The following is a 6,187-nucleotide window of genomic DNA, read 5'->3' on the forward strand; positions in this document are numbered from 1 at the left end:
CTGACGTACCGTAACAATAATATGTTTGGTTATGTCGATGGTCTGAGTTTTGCTCTGCAATATCAAGGTAAAAACGGTGACCAAAACAAATCTGGTTCATATGACAAGGACGGTTATCCTAAAGATTATCAAAATAACGGAGACGGTTACGGTTTCTCTACCGCATATGACTTAGGTTGGGGCGTATCCCTGGGTGGTGGTTACTCTAACTCTTCCCGTACTCCAGATCAGCGTGATTCTACTGCCAAAGGTAAACGTGCTGAAGCATGGAACGTGGGCGCAAAATTCGATGCTAACAACGTATACTTAGCAGCTATGTACGGTGAAACTCGCAATACAACTCACTACGGTAAAGATGAATATGAAGATGAATATATTGCTAACAAAACGCAAAACGTTGAATTAGTGGCTCAATACCTGTTCGATTTCGGTCTGAAACCATCTTTAGGTTATAACCAATCTAAAGGTAAAGACCTGTACAAAAATGTTGATGGTAAATGCCAGAACGAAGATTTAGTTAAATATATCTCTGTAGGTTCTTACTACTACTTCAACAAAAATATGTCTGCAGTTGTTGATTACAAAATCAACCTGCTGAAAGACAATGAATTCACTAGAACTGTTGGTATCAGCACTGATAACGTTGTTGGTTTAGGTTTGGCTTACCAATTCTAATAACCAGAGCGTAAAAAAGGCGGACAAAGTCCGCCTTTTTTGTCGAATTTTGAATGACTAAAGACGAAATTCGACAACTCACACCAATGAGTTACCAAAGATTTTAAATCAAATACTATTAATTTAAAATCTATATTTACCTATCATCTTTCTGTCATTGTCTTTTTCGTTATTTAGCTAAATATCCATTCTAAATTGGTCGTCTTTTTGAAACCAAAATTGAATCCGGACAATCTTTCTGCCCTTTTTCAAGGGATTCCATTTAATTATCCAGTTGTCTTTTTCCGTTAATTCTTTTACTGCGGGTTCGATAACTCGTTCTCTAAGTAATCCAAACGTTTTTTTATAACTATCAGGTGTTTCCATTGCATGATGAAAATCGTCTAAAGATATGGGTAGCCAGCCGTCATTGTCTTTATTTCCATTCATCTGCTCGAACATTTCGAGTAATCGCCAAGAGTGAACAGAACGTAACGCACAGGCTTGTGATAATTGATATTTGGTAAAGTTATCTTCTAGCTCACATAGATACGGTGTGACTTGAGGTGTAAAACTTAATACCACATGGGCTTCACCCTCGTTATATTTATAGGCTCCTAGCCATCTGATTTTCCATACATCTACATCAAGTTCGCTAACTTCATTTACTCTAAAACTAATGTAACGATTAAAAAAATTATCAGCAGCTACTTTCAGTTGTGAATAAGCCTGTTTTATCGGCATCCCAAAGGTATTGGCGTATTCCTCTGCTGTTATTTTTATAGGGGAATATTGCCCGCCCATTTTAGCAATTGCAGCGAAGATGATTCTTTTCTCTGCAAGGGAAAGGCTTTGCGCTGCTCGAGTGATAGCGTTACTCATGACCACGTTTTTACCTTTCAGGTTAATAGTCATTGTTATTGATTCTGCTTTATTGGGTTTCATTAGCACTCCGCTGATTAACTTCCAATCGTTTCTTGATTGGAAGTTAATCTAAAAGTAATTAACTTCGGGCATATGTAACAATCATTGATGATGTTATTTTTAGGTTAGGGTAACATTGATTTTTATTGTTATCAATAGCTGTGGATATTACCCGAAAAAAGTTACTTTTAACCCGAAAAAAGTTACTTTTAACCCGAAAAAAGTTACTTTTAAGTCTGTAATACTATGATTTTAATAATGTTCTGGCGTCTAAAAAGGTTTTAAAAAGAATATAAAAAGAATATAAAAAGCAAATTACCTACAAAATCGGTGGATAACTCACTCTTTTGAGTGTGAACAAAACTAAAAAAACAGAGAGGATAGAGCCCACGAAGAACCGCTTAAATTTTGAACGGTGTGAGAACTTATTTTTACGCCGGCTAAAATTAAACAACGAACAAAGTGAGGCTGTAAATTTTTAAATCACGTCATGATTTTTACTACACCATACAAGTTTCATTACTTAGTGGTTCGGATATTAAAGTACTTCACTCTCGACTCACCTAGTCAGTGATGGTCTGAGCGCCCTGTAATCGATTTTAAGCCACAATAATAACCAAATTGAACATACCCGTAATTACGATATTTAAATTAAGCAGAGAGCATTACAGGGGCATTTATGTGGGGGTGAAGATGAATCAATCGAAAACAATTACGCATATTGTCGCGCATATAATAAAAATATCTTTTGTAACTATCAAAAAACTACTTATCAGGCACTAAAAATATTTTGTACTCGCCAATTTTGGTTTCTTGCAAACACACACCATACGCTAAATGGAATTTAGATAGTATTTGTTTGATAAACAAAAAGTTTATTTTTGATTGTTATGGCGATGTAAACATAGAACTGATGCATAAATGCATCATTCTGATGACGAATTGATGCAGAACATAAAATATTGAAACATTATATATGTTATTGATAAGTATAAAATAAATGATTGCACGTTAAAGGTGATATAGAGAGTTAAACTGAAGCTACTGTTATTACGCATCAGAATGATGCGCTGCTGATGCATAGACGCATCATTTTTCCGTGTAAATCTATGTCAGTTGATGTTCAACGTTGATTGAAATAACACTACCGCCCTCGTTTTACTCGGTTGGTTAAATCGTCGAACACCACAAAACAAGTTTGTGCTTTTCAACGATTTCAGGTCAGTTTTTCATTCAACTCTAACGAGTTAAAAATACGCTTAACTGCAACAGAAACCGTTCTAAACTTTCAGCATGAATTTGGATATTTGATAGGGTACTCGGTCATAAAATTTTTTAAAGTGATATAGCTTAATGAGATGAAAAATCGAAAGGGTCGATAAAGATAATGATGGATGTAAAACACCCTGAACGGTTCAAAACCGTTTCTATTTCTGCCGAAAATACCCCGTTTTATTGTTGCTCATTTGTTATCAAAATCAGTATGTCGTTTTCAGTGGGAAAATGATGCCAACGAGCTATTTTTTCCAGAATTGCCACGATTTTTTGGTTGTAGGCAGCTTAGATTCGATTAATAGCATAGCTTGACGTATATCATCTAAATTTTTTGAAAGTAACTCTTTTTCAGCTTTTAAGTGTGCATTTTCTTGTTCAAGAAGTTGAAGTTTAATCTGTAGTGACTGTGTAGTGTTGGGTGTTTCTTGTTGTAGTTTTGATACATTAGTGACACCGTCACTGTTTGTAGTTGGAGAATTGCTTATTTTACCAAATACTCTAATTAACTCAGATGTTTCAATGCTTTTATTTTCTGTATTTTGATCTGTAGTCGTAGACAGTTTACCTTGTTTTATGTACTTGTGTAGTGTGCTTCTTGCTTTTCCTGTCAGCCTTGCCGCTTCACTGATTGATACCAAAGCCATAATCAATCCTCTAACATCATTTTTATTTGTTGATCTTCTTTGAAGTGAAAGTGTAGCGCAAAAACACTCCTGCCTTTTTTTATTGTATCAACTGTTACAGATAGATTACTTTTTTGGTTTAACTCTTTTATTGCTGGTTTTATTACCCATTGATTCAGTGATTTGAAGGTGGCGTATTTTTTTTCGTCCAAACCCAGCATCGAGCGAAAATCATCAATGCTGATCAATCGATCACCAATCACTTTAAATTGCATTAATAACTCATATAAACGAATGCTATAGACACTTTTTAGTGTTGATACATTTTTGATCACAATTTTAGTAAATTGACCTTGAAGCTGAGTTAAGTAGGGCATTATGGAGTCAGCAAAAACAATTTCTATTTTTCCCTCACCCTCAAAATATTCTGCTTCTTCTTGGATCCAGCGAATACGTCGTCTTTCATTATTGTTTTGTATATATATCCAACGTTCAGCGAGCTTATCTATAGCTTCTTTTAAATGTCGTTCTGCATTACTTTTTCCCATATCTGGAAATGCTAGATAAAAATCGCCAGATGTAATTTTGAATGTTTTTTGAGGAGTTTTATCCCGAGGGTTTAACTTTCCGATACACATCAATAGCAAGCGCTGTTCCTGTAAAGTTAGTTTGTAACTAGCTTCAATCAACGCATTCGATTTATATGCTATTAGCTCAGACATGTCGCTTCCTTCTTAATGGGATAGGCAAAAAATTAGTCTATCCCTACATTAAAGGCAAGTTTTTTATTTTCTCTATACCTAACTTGTGAGTATTACCGTAAATTTCTATGCCTATTACCGTAAATTTCTATGCCTATTATCGTAAATTTCTATGCCTATTACCGTAAATTTCTATGCCTATATGTGATTTAATTCTTATTAATCAAATAAATAAATAACCGGAAAACAAGAATTAAAAACAAAAAACAATTAAAAAAGAAAACCGCTGTGGATAACTCAGAAAAATCCGTCAGATACATCACGTTTTTCGGTAATTAAAAGGATGTAGCAAACAACGCTTGCTCCTTTTCAAAATTGACCGAAAACACCTTAATAGCTCCCTCGCCTTGCTCGGGTGACTCGCTGTCCCTCTCTTTTGTCTCCGACCATCCAGCCACTGTACCGCTGTTTTTTCCGTGTCATTTAGTTCGCTTCGCTCACGGCTCTACAGCATGGGTCAAATAATCACTTTTTTATCGGCTAATTAACAACAGTGTTATTTTTCACAATTGAGCGCAGCCTAATGGGCATAAAATCAAAGTCTGATTATACATCGAGTCAATATATAGCGATAAAACGAATTAGAATCGATTTTAAGCCATTTTTTTATCTATCATGTACCTCAATATCACCTGAGAAATAAAATCACTTAGAATGCATCATTGGCTCATTTTTAATTAAAAGCTAAAAATGATGGGGTATACTGTTAAACATAAGAATATTTACCGTCGGAAGGTTAGATGTTTCTTGATTTAAGGTGAGCTACAAAAAATACAGTCTCTCGTTTAGATGTACGGATAATCATAAATCAATCAATTTCAAGTTAACCACCCATTTCTTATTAATTCCTTACCTTGATCTAGGTTGATAAATGAGCATAACCAAAACACCAAAAGCTAAAGGTACTTTAGTTTAATAGGCAGAATATAATCCCCACAAACAAGTTTTGCCTGAGCCTGCCGCTGGCTCTTTGGAAGGCGTTAAAAATAACGTTTTGAACGTGAACAACTCAGAGAGGGAAGTTAAAATTAAAAAACTAGCCCCTACTTTGGTTAGAAGTCCGATATTTAACGAAGACGGTTCTATTTCGGGGTACAAAGAGACTAAACGGAATAATTGGCAGATTGAAAATATGTGACTCAACAAAGAGCGGACTTTCGAAATATCAAAAGTGAACACGTTAGAACGTGCCGATAAGAGAATTAAAAATCAGTTAAAACGAAAATACGAACATCAACAGGTTAAACGAGAGTTAGATAAAAATTGGTGTTGGCTTGTTTTTTAAAATGAAAAAACATTTATAGGTTCACTTATGTTATGTGTGGTATTTGCAAGTTATTGATTGCAATAAATTTTATCGCGAGTTTCACTATTGAACTTAATAAATAAGTTGTTAAGAGGCAAATACTATTTGAATAAGTTCCCATAAAAATCAATAATTCTAATCCTAGATTACTATACTAACCAAAAGTAGTGGCAATGAGGATAAATATCATGAAAAAAACAGTCTTAGCAGTTGTAGTTCCTATGATGATGATTGGTTCTGCAAGTGCAGCTGAAGTTTATAACAAAGATGGTAATAAATTAGACGTTTACGGTAAAGTGGATGTTCGTCATTACTTTGCAGATGGTAGCAAAGCTAATAGCCAAGACGGTGACGATTCTCGCGTTCGTTTAGGTCTGAAAGGTGATACCCAAATCACAGATCAACTAACTGGTTTTGGTCGTTTCGAATGGGAGACTAAAACTAATAAAAACGAAGGCAACAACGATAACAAAAATCGTTTAGCATACGCAGGTCTAAAATTCCAAGATTTTGGTTCTATCGATTATGGTCGTAACTACGGTGTTATCTATGACACCAACGCATGGACTGATGTGTTCCCTCTGTGGGGTGGCGATACAATGGCTCAAGCTGATACGTTCATGACCAAGCGTAATAGAAACCTT

The 6,187-nt window shown here is 35.1% G+C and carries 5 protein-coding genes; 2 read left to right on the forward strand and 3 right to left on the reverse strand.

The features are described 5' to 3' along the window. Positions 1-675: porin (locus tag PSF16_RS16030; protein WP_272689661.1), on the forward strand; the 675-nt coding region annotated here is incomplete at its 5' end. Between the two features lie 177 nt (positions 676-852). On the opposite strand, the gene PSF16_RS16035 is transcribed toward PSF16_RS16030, so the two are convergent. The 3 genes from PSF16_RS16035 to PSF16_RS16045 all read right to left on the reverse strand — a co-directional run bounded on the left by PSF16_RS16035 (position 853) and on the right by PSF16_RS16045 (position 4,198). Continuing rightward, entirely contained in the window at positions 853-1,599 is a 747-nt protein-coding gene (locus PSF16_RS16035) for a replication initiation protein (protein WP_272689662.1), read from the reverse strand. A 1,496-nt stretch (positions 1,600-3,095) separates the two neighbouring features. Then, positions 3,096-3,497: a DNA-binding protein gene (locus PSF16_RS16040; RefSeq protein ID WP_272689663.1), complete on the reverse strand. Its 402-nt coding sequence runs from the start codon at positions 3,495-3,497 to the stop codon at positions 3,096-3,098. Between the two features lie 2 nt (positions 3,498-3,499). Further along, on the reverse strand, positions 3,500-4,198 hold the full coding sequence (locus tag PSF16_RS16045; RefSeq protein ID WP_272689664.1) for a replication initiation protein: 699 nt from the start codon (positions 4,196-4,198) through the stop codon (positions 3,500-3,502). Positions 4,199-5,731: 1,533 nt separating this feature from the next. Between PSF16_RS16045 and PSF16_RS16050 the strand changes: the two genes are divergently transcribed. Further along, the coding region (locus PSF16_RS16050) for a porin (RefSeq protein WP_272689665.1) at positions 5,732-6,187 on the forward strand (456 nt) is incomplete at its 3' end.

This window comes from Providencia sp. PROV033, assembly GCF_028484855.1.
Taxonomy (GTDB): domain Bacteria; phylum Pseudomonadota; class Gammaproteobacteria; order Enterobacterales; family Enterobacteriaceae; genus Providencia; species Providencia alcalifaciens.

Excerpts from the sequence above, each read along its gene's own strand:
- PSF16_RS16035 (WP_272689662.1), bottom strand. The coding sequence starts at position 1,599 with ATGAAACCCAATAAAGCAGAATCAATAACAATGACTATTAACCTGAAA.
- PSF16_RS16040 (WP_272689663.1), bottom strand. The coding sequence starts at position 3,497 with ATGGCTTTGGTATCAATCAGTGAAGCGGCAAGGCTGACAGGAAAAGCA.
- PSF16_RS16045 (WP_272689664.1), bottom strand. The coding sequence starts at position 4,198 with ATGTCTGAGCTAATAGCATATAAATCGAATGCGTTGATTGAAGCTAGT.